15 protein-coding genes are annotated in these 16,485 nt (G+C 70.2%); 1 reads left to right on the top strand and 14 read right to left on the bottom strand.

What is annotated here, in order from left to right:
* Positions 1-301: 301 nt before the first annotated feature.
* The 5 genes from NQ707_RS09000 to NQ707_RS08980 form a co-directional block, all read right to left on the bottom strand.
* Positions 302-703, bottom strand: a complete 402-nt coding sequence (locus tag NQ707_RS09000) for a cytochrome c oxidase subunit 4 (RefSeq protein ID WP_058730865.1) — start codon at positions 701-703, stop codon at positions 302-304.
* Positions 704-718: 15 nt separating this feature from the next.
* Positions 719-2,422, bottom strand: a complete 1,704-nt coding sequence (gene ctaD / locus NQ707_RS08995; RefSeq protein WP_061225509.1) for a cytochrome c oxidase subunit I — start codon at positions 2,420-2,422, stop codon at positions 719-721.
* A 10-nt stretch (positions 2,423-2,432) separates the two neighbouring features.
* The gene (gene coxB, locus NQ707_RS08990) at positions 2,433-3,299 is read right to left on the bottom strand and encodes a cytochrome c oxidase subunit II (protein WP_404435511.1); all 867 of its coding nucleotides are present in this window, start codon (positions 3,297-3,299) and stop codon (positions 2,433-2,435) included.
* Positions 3,300-3,613: 314 nt separating this feature from the next.
* Positions 3,614-3,979: an iron-sulfur cluster assembly accessory protein gene (locus NQ707_RS08985; RefSeq protein ID WP_058730862.1), complete on the bottom strand. Its 366-nt coding sequence runs from the start codon at positions 3,977-3,979 to the stop codon at positions 3,614-3,616.
* 101 nt (positions 3,980-4,080) lie between these two features.
* Positions 4,081-5,517: a dipeptidase gene (locus tag NQ707_RS08980; protein ID WP_058730861.1), complete on the bottom strand. Its 1,437-nt coding sequence runs from the start codon at positions 5,515-5,517 to the stop codon at positions 4,081-4,083.
* Between the two features lie 127 nt (positions 5,518-5,644).
* Here NQ707_RS08980 and NQ707_RS08975 point away from each other — a divergent pair, with 127 nt between their 5' ends.
* Complete coding sequence (locus NQ707_RS08975; protein ID WP_058730860.1) at positions 5,645-6,256, top strand: DUF3043 domain-containing protein; 612 nt, start codon at positions 5,645-5,647, stop codon at positions 6,254-6,256.
* Positions 6,257-6,264: 8 nt separating this feature from the next.
* Here NQ707_RS08975 and NQ707_RS08970 read toward each other — a convergent pair whose 3' ends face one another.
* The 9 genes from NQ707_RS08970 to NQ707_RS08930 all read right to left on the bottom strand — a co-directional run bounded on the left by NQ707_RS08970 (position 6,265) and on the right by NQ707_RS08930 (position 16,430).
* Complete coding sequence (locus tag NQ707_RS08970) at positions 6,265-7,368, bottom strand: quinone-dependent dihydroorotate dehydrogenase (protein ID WP_058730883.1); 1,104 nt, start codon at positions 7,366-7,368, stop codon at positions 6,265-6,267.
* A gap of 57 nt (positions 7,369-7,425) precedes the next feature.
* Entirely contained in the window at positions 7,426-8,211 is a 786-nt protein-coding gene (locus NQ707_RS08965; RefSeq protein WP_058730859.1) for an isoprenyl transferase, read from the bottom strand.
* Entirely contained in the window at positions 8,208-8,969 is a 762-nt protein-coding gene (gene recO, locus NQ707_RS08960) for a DNA repair protein RecO (RefSeq protein WP_064725341.1), read from the bottom strand. Before recO ends, NQ707_RS08965 begins: the two co-directional genes overlap by 4 nt.
* A 93-nt stretch (positions 8,970-9,062) precedes the next feature.
* The gene (leuA, locus tag NQ707_RS08955; protein WP_058730858.1) at positions 9,063-10,796 is read right to left on the bottom strand and encodes a 2-isopropylmalate synthase; all 1,734 of its coding nucleotides are present in this window, start codon (positions 10,794-10,796) and stop codon (positions 9,063-9,065) included.
* Between the two features lie 244 nt (positions 10,797-11,040).
* Positions 11,041-12,510, bottom strand: a complete 1,470-nt coding sequence (locus NQ707_RS08950; RefSeq protein WP_099049732.1) for an LCP family protein — start codon at positions 12,508-12,510, stop codon at positions 11,041-11,043.
* A gap of 76 nt (positions 12,511-12,586) precedes the next feature.
* Positions 12,587-13,612 (bottom strand): GTPase Era, encoded by a 1,026-nt coding sequence (locus NQ707_RS08945; RefSeq protein WP_058730857.1) that lies wholly within the window; start codon positions 13,610-13,612, stop codon positions 12,587-12,589.
* A 2-nt stretch (positions 13,613-13,614) separates the two neighbouring features.
* On the bottom strand, positions 13,615-14,898 hold the full coding sequence (locus NQ707_RS08940) for a hemolysin family protein (protein ID WP_058730856.1): 1,284 nt from the start codon (positions 14,896-14,898) through the stop codon (positions 13,615-13,617).
* Positions 14,899-14,910: 12 nt separating this feature from the next.
* Complete coding sequence (ybeY, locus tag NQ707_RS08935; protein WP_058730855.1) at positions 14,911-15,408, bottom strand: rRNA maturation RNase YbeY; 498 nt, start codon at positions 15,406-15,408, stop codon at positions 14,911-14,913.
* Positions 15,405-16,430 (bottom strand): PhoH family protein, encoded by a 1,026-nt coding sequence (locus NQ707_RS08930; protein WP_081046166.1) that lies wholly within the window; start codon positions 16,428-16,430, stop codon positions 15,405-15,407. Before NQ707_RS08930 ends, ybeY begins: the two co-directional genes overlap by 4 nt.
* Between the last annotated feature and the right edge of the window lie 55 nt (positions 16,431-16,485).

Below are 16,485 nucleotides of genomic sequence, written 5' to 3'. Positions count from 1 at the left end.
CACGAGCACCAGGTCCTCGGGGCCCACCTGCCCGAGCAGGGCCTCCAGATCGGCCAGCGGCAGCACGTCGGGCACGACGGCGCGCCGGGCCTGCTTGGCGGCCGCCGCCGCGGTGCGCGCCCCCCGGGGGGGGGGGGCCGCCGGCCCCCCCCCCCCGCCCCCCGGGCCCCCCCCCACCCCCCCCCGCCCCCCCCCCGCGGGCCCCCCCCCCCCCCCCCCCGGGGGGGCACGCTCCCGTATCGTGCCGGTACCTACCCGGCGGCCGCGGTTCCCCACACCGGGGATCCGCGGCGGAGGGGTGTCAGTGGGCGTGGGCCCCGCGGTTGTACTCGTAGACCCAGCCGACGAGGCCGACCACGGCCAGCGGGGCCGCGATCGCCAGGATCCACCAGCCCACGGCCATGCCGACGACGGCGATGGCGCAGACGATGCCCAGCATCAGGGGCCACCAGCTCCACGGGGAGTAGAACCCGTAGTCCCCGGCGGCGTCCACGATCTCACCGTCCAGGTTGTCCGACGGCTGATCGGGGTGGTGCTTCTCCGTGAAGAAGATGAAGAAGGCCAGGAACCCGCACATGATGGCGGTCAGCAGCAGGGCGGGGAATCCGACCCACTCCTCGAAGCCCGTCATGAAGCCGTAGACGATGGCCACGGGGACCAGGAAGACCGCGAGGCCTCCGAAGATCAGACCGGTGATGCGCATAGCGTGTCTCCTCCCCTAGGCGCTGACCGAGGCGGCCTTGCGGGCCGCCGCGGCGACGTCGTGGTTGGTGGACAGTTCCGGATGGTGCAGATCCAGCGCGGGGCGCTCGGAGCGGATCCGGGGCAGGGCGGTGAAGTTGTGCCGCGGGGGCGGGCAGGAGGTCGCCCACTCCAGCGAACCGCCGAAGCCCCAGGGATCGTCCACCTCGACCTTCTTGCCGTAGCGGGTGGTGATGTACACGTTCCAGAAGAACGGGATCATCGACACCGCCAGGATCATCGAGCCGATCGTGGAGATCTGGTTCATCCAGGTGAAGCCGTCCTCGACCATGTAGTCCGCGTAGCGACGCGGCATGCCGTCCACACCCAGCCAGTGCTGGATCAGGAAGGTCGTGTGGAAGCCGATGAACAGCAGCCAGAAGTGGATCTTGCCCAGGCGCTCGTTCAGCATCTTGCCGGTGAACTTGGGCCACCAGAAGTAGGTCGCCGCGAAGGCGCAGAACACCACGGTGCCGAAGATCGTGTAGTGGAAGTGCGCCACCACGAAGTAGGTGTCGGACAGGTGGAAGTCCAGCGGCGGGGTGGCCAGGATGATGCCGGTGACGCCGCCGAACAGGAAGGTCAGCAGGAAGCCGAACACCCACAGCATCGGCGTCTCGAAGGTCATCGAACCCTGCCACATCGTGCCGATCCAGTTGAAGAACTTCACGCCCGTGGGCACGCCGATCATCATCGTCATGAAGGAGAAGAACGGCAGCATCACGGCGCCGGTCACGTACATGTGGTGCGCCCACACGGTCACCGACAGGGCGGCGATCGCGATGGTCGCGTACACCAGGCCCTTGTAGCCGAAGATCGGCTTGCGGGAGAACACCGGGATGATCTCGGAGACGACGCCGAAGAACGGCAGCGCCAGGACGTACACCTCGGGGTGCCCGAAGAACCAGAACAGGTGCTGCCACAGGATCGGCCCGCCGTTCTCGGCGTCGTAGATGTGACCGCCCAGGCGACGGTCCATCCCCAGGGCGAACAGCGCCGCGGCCAGCGGCGGGAAGATCATGATGATCAGGATCGCGGTGATCAGGGTGGTCCAGGTGAACACCGGGGTGCGCCACATGGTCATGCCCGGGGCGCGCATGCACAGGATCGTGGTGATGAAGTTGACGCCGCCCATGATGGTGCCGAAGCCCTGCAGCGCCAGGCCGAAGACCCACAGGTCGCCGCCCACGCTGGGGCTGTAGGTGGTGGAGTTCAGCGGGGCGTAGGCGAACCAGCCGAAGGAGGCCGCACCCTGCGGGGTGAGGAACCCGGCGATCGCGACCAGCGAGCCGAACAGGAAGAACCAGAAGGCCAGCGCGTTCAGCCGCGGGAAGGCGACGTCGGGCGCGCCGATCTGCAGGGGCACGATGACGTTGGCGAACCCGACGAACACGGGCGTGCCGAACATCAGCAGCATCAGGGTGCCGTGCATCGTGAACAGCTGGTTGAACTGGTCCTTGGTCTCCAGGATCTGCATCCCCGGCTCGAACAGCTCCAGGCGCATGATCAGCGCCATCACGCCGGCGAGGCAGAAGAAGGTGAAGGACGCGATCAGGTACATGTACCCGATGGTCTTGTGGTCGGTGGACGTCAGCCAGTTGACGACGATGCGCCCGCGGGAGCGGGGCACGGCGCGCGGAGCAACTTGGGTCTGGTCCGCTGAATACTCGAAGGTAGACATCGGTGCTTCCCTACTGGTCGGTCTTGGTCTTGTTCGGGTTCCGGTTGTACTCGTCGCCGAGGATCCCGTGGTTCTGCGGGTGACCCTCGTCGGCGAACAGCTCCATCTGCTTCCGGTAGTCCTCCTGGGAGACCACCTTGACCTTGAAGAGCATCTCGGAGTGGTATTCACCGCACAGCTCGGCGCACTTGCCCTGGTACTCCCCCGTACCGCCGGTGGTGAAGCTCATGTAGTTGGTCTGGCCGGGGATCGTGTCCAGCTTCTGCAGGAACGCCGGAACCCAGAAGGAGTGGTTGACGTCGCGGCTCTTCAGCTGCAGCTCGACCTTGGAGTGCTCCGGCAGGTAGAGGGTGTCCAGCTTCTCTTCGACGCCCTCCTTGCCGGTCAGGTCCGCCTGCGCCCCGGAGGTGTGCACGTTGGAGTCCACGTAGTTGAAGTCCCAGGCCCACTGCTTGCCGTAGACCTCGACGGTGACGTCGGGGTGGTCGTAGCGGGCGTCCACCTCGCGCTCGACGCGATCGGAGAAGGAGAAGAGGCTGACGATCAGGATGATCGGGACCAGCGTGTAGAAGATCTCCAGCGGCAGGTGGTAGCCCACCTGCTTGGGGTACCCGGTCTCGTTCTTGCGACGCCGGTAGGCGATGATGCACCACAGCATCAGACCCCAGGTGATCAGGCCCACGGCCAGCGCCGCGATCCACGACCCGATCCACAGATCCATGATCGTGTCCACGTGGTTGGTGGTGCCCCGCTCCGTCGGCAGGAAGCCTCGCTGCGCGACGTCCGAACACCCCGTCATCAGCAGGGTGGCCGCGGCCGATGCCCCGACGACGAGCGTCTTGGTCCACCGGGAGCCGGTTCGATGCTGCGAACTCACAGACTGCCCTTCCTCTAAATCCATGCGTGTGATGCGGCGCAGGGGCGGTCCGGTGTGCCTCCCGGAGGGGAAGCCGGGACCGACCCTAGCCTGGTTTTCTCTTCAGAAGCTTACCCGCACCTGCGAGTTCGCACTGACACTGTGTCATCAGGATATCCCGTGTCGCGCGCCTCGCCCGGCTGCGACATCCCGGTCTCGAGGACCGCGCCGCCGCGTGATCCCGGGGCAGCAGCCGCACGCGAACGCGGCCCGCATCCGCCCTCCTGGGAGGGGGGATGCGGGCCACGTTACGCTCGGGAATCCGCGTGGGCGGATCAGTGGAAGGAGTCCCCGCAGGCGCAGGAGCCCTGGGCGTTGGGGTTGTCGATGGAGAAGCCCTGCTTCTGGATGGTGTCCTCGAAGTCGATGGTCGAGCCGTCCAGATACGGCACGGACATCCGATCCACGATGACCTCGACGCCGTCGAAGTCGCGCACGGCGTCGCCATCGAGCACGCGCTCGTCGAAGTACAGCTGGTAGATCAGCCCGGAGCAGCCGCCCGGCTGCACGGCGACCCGCAGCCGCAGGTCCTCGCGGCCCTCCTGCTCGAGCAGGGAGCGGACCTTCTCGGCGGCGACCTCGGTCAGGGTCACCCCGTGGGTGGGCATCTCGGTGGCAGTCTCTTCGGTGGCGACGCTCATGGTCGTGTTCCTTTCCCGATCGGGGATCTGGCGGATCCGTCCTCGTGTTCCGAAAGCCTAGTCCGCCGTGCACCTCTGGCCAACGGCGGTGGGCCTTCCGTTTATTCCCCGGCGGCCTCGGACCCGGAGCCGTTCTCGTTCATCCGCGCCAGGAACAGCGCCTGCGCCTCGATGGCCCGGCGGAAGTCCGGGACGTACAGGGACTCGTTGGCGCTGTGGGCGCGGGTGTCCGGATCCTCGATGCCGGTGATCAGGATCGCGGCCTGCGGGAAGGTCTCGGTCAGCGAGGCGACGAACGGGATGGAGCCGCCCATGCCGGTCAGCACCGGCTGCACGCCCCAGGCCTCGCCCATCGCGGCGAGCACGGCCTGGGCCGAGGCCGAGGAGGTGTCGGCCTCGAACGGGCTGCCTGCCTCCCCCGCGTCGTAGGTCACCTGCACGCCCGCGGGAGCGTGCTCGCGCAGGTGCCGCTCCAGCAGTCGGTGGGCCTCGGCCGGGTCCTGGCCCGGTGCCAGCCGCAGGCTGACCCGGGCGCGGCAGGTCTCGACCATCGTGTTGGAGGAGTGCTCCACCGGGGTCACGTCCATTCCGATCACCGACAGCGCCGGCTGGGCCCACAGCCGCGACGTGAGGGATCCGCGCCCGGCCAGCGCCGCCTCCTCGGCCACCCCGGCGTCGGCCCGGAAGTCGGCCTCGTCGTAGTCCAGCTCCGGCTCCGGCGCGCGCACGAGGCCCTCGACGGCGACCGCGCCGTCGGCATCGTGCAGGGTGGCCAGCAGCCGGACCATCACGGTGGTCGCATCCAGCAGGGGCCCGCCGAACATCCCCGAGTGCAGCGCGTGGTCCATCGTGCGCACGGTGACCGTGCCGGAGACGACCCCGCGCAGACTCGAGGTCAGGGCCGGGACCCCGGCCCGCCAGTTCGCCGAATCAGCGACGACGATGGTCCGCGCGGCCAGCTTGTCCCGATACTGAGCCAGGAAGTTCTCGAAGCTGGGCGAGCCCGCCTCCTCCTCCCCCTCGATGAACAGGGTGATGCCCAGGCGCAGGTCATCCCCGAGGGTGTCGATCAGGTGGCGCACCGAGGCCAGATGGACCATGACCCCGGCCTTGTCATCGGCGGCCCCGCGGCCGTAGAGCCGATCGCCCACCGGGGTGGCGACGAAGGGCTCGGTGTTCCACTGCTGCGGATCGGAGACCGGCTGCACGTCGTGGTGGGCGTAGAGCATGACGGTCGGATACCCCGGGGCGGCCGGTCGGGAGGCGACGACGGCGGGCATCCCCTGGGATCCGTCCGGGCGGGCGGCGGTGAGGATCTCCACCTGCTCCAGCCCGGCCTGGCGAGCCAGCTCGGCGACGGCCTCCGCGCTGCGGGACACCTGGCTGAGGTCGTGGCTCTCCCAGGCGATCGAGGGGATGGCGACCAGCTCGGTGAGCTGCTCGAGGATCCGCGGGAAGTCCTCCTCCACCGCGCGCATCAGCGCGGCGTGCTCCTGCGGGCGGTCGGCGGGCGTGTGGGGTGTTGCATCGGTGCTCATGCCCTCCAGCCTATCCGCGCCCGCCCCGCATGCACCGGCCCGGGCCGCCGCGCGGGCTTCCCACCGGCCCGCCCGGCAGGTCGTGCGCCCGGGCCGCACCGGGACGGCGGACCGGTACCATGGTCGGGTGTTCGGAAAGAAGAAGAAAGCCCAGGAAGATCGGCCCGATCCCGCCCAGGAGAGCGTCCGGGAATCGCCGACCCGCCCACACGACGGCGGGCGCGGAACGACCCCCGGCAAGGGCCGCCCCACCCCCAGCCGCAAGGAGCAGGAGGCCGCCCGGCGTCGTCCGCTGGTCCCCCAGGATCGCAAGGCGGCCAAGGAAGCCAACCGCGAGGCCGCCCGCGAGGCGCGGATCCTGCAGAACCAGGCGATGCAGACCGGCGACGAACGCTATCTGCCCGCGCGCGATCGGGGCCCGCAGCGCCGCTTCGCGCGCGACTTCGTGGATTCCCGGCGCAACATCGGCGACTTCTTCATCGTCGTGCTGCTGATCCTGTTCATCGGAAGCATGTTCCTGCCGGCCCAGCAGCCCATCCTGGTGAACATCATGTGGATCCTGATCCTCGTGTGGATCATCGACACCTGGCTGATGTGGCGGAAGCTGAAATCCCGCCTGGTCGAGAAGTTCACCACGGTCCAGCAGGGCTCGGCCTGGTACGCGTGGAACCGGGCCATGATGATCCGCCGCCTGCGTCTGCCCAAGCCCCAGGTCCGCCACGGGGAGCGCCCCGCCTGATCCCGGCCTCAGCGGGAGCGGCGGGGATCCCGCCGAGCCATCAGCCGGCGCAGGCCGCGGTTGATCCGGCGGACCCAGAACGGGCCCTCGTAGAGGAACGCGGTGTAGCCCTGCACGAGGTCCGCCCCGTGCTCCAGGCGCTCGTAGACATCCTGGGCCGTGGTGACGCCGCCGACCGAGACGACGGCCATGGACTCCGGGACGATGCCGCGCAGCAGATCCAGGACCTCCAGGGCCCGTCGACGCAGGGGCTCGCCGGAGAGCCCGCCCGCGCCGCGCTCGGCCACCTCCGCGGGGTCGCTGCGCAGGCCCAGGCCCTCGCGGGCGATCGTGGTGTTCACCGCGATGATCCCGTCCAGACCGACTCGCTCGGCCAGCTCGGCGATCTCCCGGATCTGCTCGTCCTCCAGATCCGGGGCGATCTTCACCAGCAGGGGCACGTGACGCCCGGCCACCCGGTCCGCCTCCTCCCCGACCGCGCGCAGCAGCGGCTCGAGGCTCTGCGCGGTCTGCAGATCCCGCAGGCCGGGAGTGTTCGGGGAGCTGACGTTCACGGCCAGGTAATCGGCCTGCGGGGCCAGGGTGCGGGTGCTCTCCAGGTAATCCGCGGTGGCCTCCTCCAGGGGCACGATCTTGGTCTTGCCGATGTTCACCCCGATCACGGGGCGGACGCGGCGTCCGCTCCGAGCCCCCTCCAGGTCCGCGTGCGCCGCGGCCAGGCGCGGGCCGATGGCCCCGGCGCCGTCGTTGTTGAAGCCCATGCGGTTGATCACGGCGCGGTCGCGCACGAGGCGGAACAGCCGCGGGCGGGGATTGCCGGGCTGGGCCTGGGCCGTGATGGTGCCGACCTCAACATGCCCGAACCCCAGATCCGCCAGCGCCGCGACGCCGGTTGCGCCTTTGTCGAAGCCGGCGGCCAGACCGAAGGGCGACGGGAAGTCCAGCCCCAGAGCGCGGGTGCGCAGCTGCGGGTGGGGGGCGCACAGGACCCGCAGGAGCCGGGAGGCGCCGGTGGCCCGGGCCGCCTTGATGCCGTCGAAGCCGATGCGGTGGGCTCGTTCGGGATCCATCCCGGAGAAGACCACGCGGAAGAAGGTCGGGTAGAAGCGCACCATGTTCATCCTCGCTCGTTATATCTCAGGTTGCAGTTGAAGGTCTGTTGTTCAATCTCAGGTGTTGCTTGAAGCCTTGTCGACGGCCGCCCCGTAGCGTCGGTCCCGCCGGGCGTACTCCTCGACCGCGCGCCACAGCACGAGCCGGTCCATGTCCGGCCAGAGCACGTCCATGAAGACCATCTCCGCGTAGGCCGACTGCCACAGGAGGAAGTTGGAGAAGCGCTGCTCCCCCGAGGTGCGCAGGAACAGGTCGACGTCGGGCACCTCGGGCTCGTCCAGGTACCGGGCGAAGGTCTTCTCCGTGACCGAGCCCGGCTTCAGGCGCCCCGCCGCGGCGTCGGCGGCGATGGCGGCGGCGGCATCGGCGATCTCGGCGCGGCCCCCGTAGTTCACGCACATCACCAGCGTGCACACCGTGTTCTCTCTGGTCTCCCGCTCGCACTGCTCCAGCTGCCGGATCACCGAGGTCCACAGTCGGGGTCTGCGCCCGGCCCACCGGATGCGCACCCCCCAGGACTTCAGGGTCTCCAGCTGGCGCTCCAGCACGTCCGTGCAGAAGCGCATGAGGAAGCTGACCTCGTCCAGGGAGCGCTTCCAGTTCTCCGTGGAGAAGGCGTAGGCGCTGACATACGGGATCCCCATCTCGATGGCCCCGGCCACGACGTCCAGCAGCGCCTGCTCCCCGGCCTTGTGGCCCTCGTTGCGCGGCAGACCGCGGGCGTTGGCCCACCGGCCGTTGCCGTCCATGACCACCGCGACGTGCTGCGGCACGAAGCGCCGGGGGATGTCCGGCGCGGTGCGACCGCTGGGATGGAGGAAGGGCTGCACCGGCTGATTCATCGAGGCCTTTCTTCCAGCAGATCGAAGGACCGGAACGCGTGGTCCAGGTGCCACTGTACCGAAGCCCGCACCAGCCGCCCGGTCCGACGACGCGAGGCATCGTCGTCCGCCGAGTCCAGCGCGGCCCAGTCACCCCGGGCCAGGGCGTCGAGGCGGTCCAGATCCCCGGCGCGCAGGGGCCGGTCCCCCGGCTCCAGGCATCCGGAGCCGACGGCGCCGCCGTCGCGCACGGACCACCCGAGAAGGTCCGCCTCACCCCCGCAGCGCACGCAGCGGTTCGTGCTGACCGACCAGCCGGCCGCTGCCAGGGCGCGCAGCAGGTAGGAGTCCAGGACGTCGCGCGGATCGTGCAGGTGCCGCGCCAGGGCCGACAGCGCCCCGGCCGTGAGGGGGAACAGCGCCGCGGCCGTGTCCTGCTCCCCCTGCCCGATGCGGTCGGCGACCTCGCAGATCGCGCTGGCCGCCAGATACGCGTCCCAATCGGCCACCAGCGGGGCGGAGTAGGCCTTGACGGTCACGGCCTGGGTGATCGTGGCCAGGGAGCGTCCGGAGACGAAGGAGACGTCCGCGACCATGAACGGCTCCAGGCGCGCCCCCATCTTCGACGAGGCCCGCCGCACCCCCTTGGCCACCGCGCGCAGCATCCCGTGGTGGGCGGTGAGACCCACGATGATCCGGTCGGCCTCCCCCAGGGGGTGGGTCGCGAGGATCAGCAGCAGGTCCCGGGAGCTGCGGGCGGGGATCGCGGTCAGAGGCACGCCTCCATTCTCCCACGGCAGCCCGCTCGAGGCCGGGAGCGCAGGGTCCCGGCCGACGGCGGCCACGGCACGGGCCGATCCGAACGCCCCAACTCAGCGCAGCGCGCGGTTCACCGCGGAGACCACGGCCTTCAGCCCGGCGCGGGTGGTGTTGGCGTCGATGCCCACGCCCCACAGCACCCGATCCCCCACGGCCGCCTCGACGTAGCTGGCGGCCTGGGCGTACTCCCCCGAGCTCAGCGCGTGCTCGGAGTAGTCCAGCACGCGCACATCCACTCCCTCGCGGGAGAGGATCTGCGTCATCGCGTCGATCGGGCCGCTGCCGGTGCCGGAGCGCTCCAGGACACGGCCCCCGGCCTCCAGCCGCACCCGCAGCGTCGTGTCCCCCGTGTCTGCGGCCTCGGTGGTCATCGAGGCGATGCGGAACCGGCCCCAGCGCGCAGCCCCCGGCTCCTCGGCCGGCAGGTACTCGTCCCGGAAGATCTCCCACAGGGCGACGCTGGTGATCTCCCCGCCCTGCTCGTCGGTGCGCGCCTGGACCAGCGCGGAGAACTCGGCCTGCGCCCGCTTGGGCATCTCCAGGCCCTTCTGCCGCTGCAGCAGGTAGGCGATCCCGCCCTTGCCGGACTGGGAGTTCACCCGGATCACGGCCTCGTAGTCGCGCCCGACGTCCTTCGGGTCGATCGGCAGGTACGGCACCGCCCATTCCATGTCCGCGGGGTCCTGCCCGGTCTGCTCCGCCCGCTGGGCCATCGCATCGAAGCCCTTCTTGATGGCGTCCTGGTGGGACCCGGAGAAGGCCGTGAAGACCAGCTCCCCGCCGTAGGGGGTGCGCTCGGGCACGCGCAGCTGGTTCGCGTACTCCACGGTGTGGCGGATGTGCTCGATGTCGGAGAAGTCGATCTGCGGATCCACGCCCTGGGTCAGCATGTTCAGTCCCAGCGTCACCAGGTCCACGTTGCCGGTGCGCTCGCCGTTGCCGAACAGGCACCCTTCGATCCGGTCGGCCCCGGCCAGGTACCCCAGCTCGGCCGCGGCCACACCGGTGCCGCGGTCGTTGTGCGGGTGCAGGGACAGCACCACGTTCTCCCGGTGCTCCAGGTGCCGGTGCATCCACTCGATGGAGTCGGCGTAGATGTTGGGGGTGGCCATCTCTACGGTGGCCGGCAGGTTGATGATGACCTCGCGGCCGTCGCCGACCCCCAGCTCGGCGGCGACGGCGTTGGCGACCCGGGCCGCGTACTGGACCTCGGTGCCCGTGTAGGACTCCGGAGAGTACTCGTAGGTGATGGGCACGGCGCTGCCCAGCTGCTCCTCGTACTTGGCGCACAGCCGGGCCCCGCGCAGGGCGATGTCCAGGATCTCGTCCTGATCCGCCTGGAAGACCACCCGGCGCTGCAGCACCGAGGTGGAGTTGTAGAAGTGCACGATCGCGGAGGGGGCGCCCTCGATGGCCTCGTAGGTGCGCTCGATCAGGTGCTCCCGGCACTGGACCAGCACCTGGATCGTGACGTCCTCGGGGATGTGCCGACCCTCGATGAGGGTGCGCACGAAGTCGAAGTCCGTCTGGGAGGCCGAGGGGAAGCCGACCTCGATCTCCTTGTAGCCCATGGCCACCAGGAGCTTGAACATGGCCAGCTTGCGGTCGGTGTCCATCGGATCGGCCAGGGCCTGGTTCCCGTCGCGCAGGTCCACCGCGCACCAGCGCGGGGCCTGAGTGATGACCCGGTCCGGCCAGGTGCGGTCCGGCAGGGACACGGGCAGCTGCTCGAGATAGGGACGATACCGATGGGTGGGCATCGGGGAGGGCTGCTGGCGGTTGGGCAAGGCACTCGCCTTCTTCCTGGGTCAGGATGGGCGGTCGACGCGGGCGGCGGCTCCGCAGCGAGGGGGTCGGCCTAGGGGAAGCTGACCTCGCTGCGGCGGCTAAGGCGTCGGAGTACTGCCGTGTGCATCACATCAGCAACGTATCACCGTGCCCCGCCGCACGCCCCCTGCCCGCCCCGGAGTCCAGATAATGGACGAACCGGGACCGGCTCGGGCGTTCCCGCACCGCGCGGGCCGCCCGGGCCTAGTACCCGAAGGCCTGCTGGCAGGGGGACTCCTGCGCGGTCTGCCCGGAGGCGCCGCCGACGATCTCCTGGTCATCGGCCTTGACCTTGTCGCCCGAGGTGAAGTCCAGCCCGGGCAGCACCGCGACCCCGGCGTAGGCCTCGCTGGGCTGGATCTGCTCCGCCGCAACCCCCAGGGCCTGACCGATCTGCTCCGCCTGCTCCTCATAGCCGGTGCTGTAGTACACGGTCGTGCCGGCCAGCTGGTTCTGGGCCTGCTGGTGCGTGACCTGCGTGTAGCCCAGCTTCTCCACGAGGTCGGCCACGTGCTCCCCCTGGGAGCTCGTGCCGGTCGCATCGATCACCGAGACCGGCACGGAGCGGTCCACCGACGCCGACGGGGAGGGCTGCGCGGAGGCGGAGGCGGAGGGCTGCTCCTTCGCCGCCAGGGATCCGTCCTTGCGCAGGGTCGCGAAGACCTGCTGCGCGGAGTCGGACAGCTGCAGCTTGTTCGGGTTGGCCGGATAGGCCTCGTTCGGCACCGTCGCGAAGACCACCTTGTCCAGGTCGACGCCGGCGAAGATGCTGCCGATCGACACGAGGGTGCTGGGATCGGTCAGCCCGGAATCCACGGTCACGTTCTGCGTGATCGCCTCCGCGATCCGGTACATCGTCCCCGGGTTGGTCAGGGTCCCCTGCGCCTTGACCTTGCGCAGCAGCGAGGCCAGGAACGCCTGCTGGGCCTTGATCCGGGTGGTGTCCGAGCCGTCGCCGAAGCCGTGGCGGGAGCGCAGGAAGGACAGGGCCTGCTCCCCTTCCACCTCCGACTCCCCCTTGGGCAGCTTCAGCCCCGAGTAGGGATCATCGACCGCCTGGTCCACACAGACCTGCACCCCTCCCACCACGGAGCTGAGCTGCTTGACGGCGTTGAAGTCCACGAGCATGAAGTGGTCGATGTTGATCCCGGTGATCTTGTTGATCGTGGCCACCGAGCACCCCGGCCCGCCGTGATCCAGGGATTCGTTGATCTGGGTGTCCGGGGACTCAGGGTAGGTCTGCCCCGTCTTCTGGTTGGTGCACTGCGGGATGTCCACCATCAGGTCCCGGGGGAAGGAGACGACGCTGACGTTCTGCCGGTCCTGACTGATCTGCACCAGCATCATCACATCCGAGCGGGCCCCCGAGGAGGCATCGGCGGCGTCGCCGTAGGCGCTGTTGGCCCCGGCGCGGGTGTCCGATCCGATCACCAGGATGTCCAGGGGACCGTCCTCGAGGTTCTCGCTGCCCCCGAGGTTCAGGGCGTCGGTGCTGACGTTGTGCCGCAGCCGCAGGGCCGCGACGCCGCCGGCGCCCATCACGACCAGCAGCAGGGCGATGCAGCACAGCGCGGCCCACAGGCCGCTGCGCGAGACCAGTCCGTCGTTGCGGAAGTGCCGACCGCGGGGCACGGCGCGGACGTCCTGCTCGGGGGCGCTGGAGGTTTCTGGCACGGAGTCTCCTGGGGGAAGAGGCCGGGGTCGCGCTCGATTCTACGACGCCCGGCTGAATGCCGCCCGTGAGTCGGGATCAGAACCCCAGCCGGCCCAGGGCGCGCGGATCGCGCTGCCAGTCCTTGGCGACCTTCACGTGGATGCTCAGGTACACCTTCGCCCCCAGCAGGGGCTCGATCCCGGCCCGGGCCTTGGTGCCGATCTCCTTCAGCCGCGAGCCCCGGCGCCCGATGATGATGGCCTTCTGGGACTCCCGCTCCACGTACAGGTTCACGTGCACATCCACCATCGGGTCCTCGGCGGGGCGACCCTCCCGGTCGACCATCTCCTCGACCGTGACGGCCACCGAGTGCGGCAGCTCGTCCCGGACCCCCTCCAGGGCCGCCTCGCGCACCAGCTCGGCGATCATCACCGCCTCCGGCTCATCCGTGAGATCCCCCTCCGGGTACAGCGGCGGGGAGACCGGCAGGTGGGAGCCCAGCACCTGCGCGACCGCCTCCACCTGGTAGCCGCTGACCGCGGAGACGGGGATGACGTCGGCCCAGCCGGAGCGACCGGCATCGGACTCGGCCTTCGGCGCACCCGCGCCGGAGCCGCGGCGTCGGGCCCGACGCTGCCGGCGGGCCTCCTGCTCGGCGGCCATGGTCTCCTCGCCGAGGGCCTGCACGGCCAGCAGCTGCTCGGCCAGACGCTGCGGAGGCACCGCATCCGCCTTCGTGACGATCGCGACGACGGGCCGGTTCCCGGCCGCGGCCAGCTGCGCGGCGATGTAGCGATCCCCGGGACCGATCCGCTCATCGGCCGGCAGGCAGAACCCGATGACGTCCACCTCCGCCAGGGTCTCGGCCACCAGGTCGTTCAGCCGCTGACCCAGCAGGGTGCGCGGCCGGTGCAGCCCCGGGGTGTCGATGAGGATCAGCTGGTGCTCGGGACGGTGCACGATCCCCCGGATCGTGTGCCGGGTGGTCTGCGGACGGTTGGACGTGATGGCCACCTTCTGACCCACCAGGGCGTTGGTCAGGGTGGACTTCCCGGCATTGGGGCGCCCGACGAGCACGGCGAAGCCCGCCCGGAAGCCCTCGGGAACGGCGGCGAATTCCATGGTCACTCCTCGTGCTCGGCGGCGGACTCGGCCGGCTCCGGGGCGACGGGGCTGGCCAGGACCGTGCCCACCCGGTTGCGGCGTCCTTCGAGCCTAACGGCCTTCAGCTTCAGCCCGTAGATCTGCGCCTCCGACCCGACGATCGGCACCCGCCCCAGGGCCTTGGCCAGCAGCCCCCCGACCGTATCCACGTCGTCGTCCTCCAGGTCCAGGTCGAACAGGTTTCCCAGGTCCCCCACCGACAGCCGGGCCGAGACCAGGTAGGCATCCCCCTCGGCGGTGACCTCCGGGACCGCGGCATCATACTCGTCCACGATCTCCCCCACCAGCTCCTCGATGAGATCCTCCAGCGTGACCAGCCCGGCCGTGCCGCCGTACTCGTCCACCACGACGGCGATGTGGGTCCCCTCCCGCTGCATCTGGGGCAGCAGCTCCGAGACCTTCTGGGACTCGGGGACGAACCTGGCCGGACGCAGCAGCTGCCCGACGCCGCGCTCGCGGGCCCGGCCCCGATCCGCGAGCATCGCCTCGGCGACGTCCTTCAGGTACAGGAAGCCGCGCACGTCGTCGACGTCCTCGCCCAGCACGGGGATGCGGGAGTAGCCGGACCTCAGGAAGAGGTTCAGGGCGTTGTCCAGGGTGTCCTCGGCCTCGAAGCTGACGATGTCCGGGCGCGGCACCATCACGGCGCGGATGCGGGTGTCGTCCAGCTCGAAGATCGAGTGCAGCATGGCCGCCTCGCTGTCCTCGATCAGATCCGTGGTGGAGGCCCGGTCCACGAACTCGCGCAGCTCCTCCTCGGTGAAGAATCCGGCGTTCTCCTCGGTGGCCGGGGAGATCCGCGCCCCCAGTCGCATCAGCCAGCGGGGCACGGGCCCCATGCCTCGGGTCAGGGCCCGCAGCAGCTTCGCCGTGGCACCGGCCACCCGCAGCGGATGGGCCCGGCCGAGGTGGCGCGGGGCGACCCCGACCAGCACGAAGCCCGCCAGGGAGGCCAGCAGCACGGTCAGCACCGCCGCCAGCCAGACCCAGGGCAGCACCCGCATCAGCAGCAGCAGGAGGATCACGCTGACCGCGGACTCCCCCACGATGCGGGTGAAGCGCAGTGCGTACATGTGCGGCCGGGGATCGGCCAGCACCGCACGCAGGCTGGCCCGCCCCTCCTCCCGGCTGACGGTCTCCGCCTCGTGGCGGGGCAGGTAGGTGAACGCGGACTCCGCGGCGGTCATCAGGAAGGCCAGGCCCAGCAGGACGAGGACGGCGAGGATCAGCAGGACGGTGCTCATGACGGCCTCCTTCTAGTGGCGGGTCTCGACCGGGGCGGGGTGTCCGAGGAAGTCCTCCAGGATCCGCCGCTGCAGAGCGAACATCTCCCGCTCCTGCTCGGGTTCGGCGTGGTCATAGCCCAGGCAGTGCAGGATCCCGTGCACGGTGAGCAGGCACAGCTCATCGGCCGTTCCGTGCCCCGCGCGCTCACCCTGCTCCCGGGCCACCGTCGGGCACAGCACGACGTCGCCGAGCACCCCGGCCGCCGGGTCCTCGGCGGTGCCGGGCCTCAGCTCGTCCATCGGGAAGGACATCACGTCCGTGGGCCCGGGCAGATCCATCCACTGCCGGTGCAGCTGGGCCATCTGCTCGTCGGTGACCACGGCCAGGGACAGCTCGACCTCCTCCCCCAGGTGCAGACGGGCGCCGGCGAAGTCCACCAGGGCGCGCAGCTGGGCCAGGTCCACCTCCGCGAAGGCCGTGCGCTCGGCGTCGGTGCTCGGCTCGGAGACCTCGATGTCCAGGATCATGCCCGCTCCCCCGCATCCGCCCCGGCGCTCCCGGCGTCCCGCGAGTCTCTCCGGGAGTCCGCGGAACCCGCCCGGGCGGCGTCGCGCGCCCGCTTGTCCCGGGCGTGGGCGGAATCCTGCTCCCACCGCCCGTAGGCGGTGACGATGTCGCTGACCAGCTGGTGGCGCACGACGTCCACGGCCTCCAGGCGCGCGAAGTGCACGTCCTGCACATCGCGCAGGATCGTCTGCACCTGCCGCAGCCCCGAGGCGGCCCCCCGGGGCAGATCCACCTGGGTGACGTCCCCGGTGATGACCATCTTGGAGCCGAAGCCCAGGCGGGTCAGGAACATCTTCATCTGCTCCGCGGTGGTGTTCTGCGCCTCGTCGAGGATCACGAAGGCGTCGTTGAGGGTGCGCCCGCGCATGTAGGCCAGCGGCGCGACCTCGATGGTCCCGGCCTCCATGAGCCGGGGGATGGAATCCGGGTCCATCATGTCGTGCAGGGCGTCGTAGAGGGGACGCAGGTACGGGTCGATCTTCTCGTTGAGGCTGCCGGGCAGGAAGCCCAGGGACTCCCCCGCCTCCACCGCCGGGCGGGTCAGGATGATCCGGTTGACCTCCTTGGCCTGCAGGGCCTGCACGGCCTTGGCCATCGCCAGGTAGGTCTTGCCGGTGCCGGCCGGGCCGATGCCGAACACGACCGTGTTCGCGTCGATCGCCTCGACGTACGCGGACTGGTTGACGGTCTTGGGGCGGATCTTCCGGCCCCGGCTGGAGAGGATGTTCTTCGTCAGGCTCGGCGCGGCCTGGGCCATGTTGCGCACGAGCAGGTCCGTGAGCCGCTGGACGGTCTGCACGGTGATGCGGGTGTCCTGCCGGGCCAGGGCCTCCAGCTCCTCGAGCAGACGCAACACCAGCTGCACCTGGGCGGAGGGACCGCTGACCCCGACCTCCAGGCCGCGCAGGTGCAGGGACACGTCGGGGAAGGCCTGTTCGATGACCAGCAGCGAGGAGTCCTGGGGGCCCAAGGCCCCGATCATCGCCTCGCGCGAGGCGAAGGCATACGTGCGGGAGACGGACAGCGGGCGGGAATCG

Origin of the sequence: Rothia sp. BD8 (assembly GCF_044878465.1) — a bacterium.
Classification (GTDB): domain Bacteria; phylum Actinomycetota; class Actinomycetes; order Actinomycetales; family Micrococcaceae; genus Rothia; species Rothia kristinae.
Note: the sequence above shows the minus strand (reverse complement) of the source record. Positions and strands in the feature narration are given on the sequence as shown.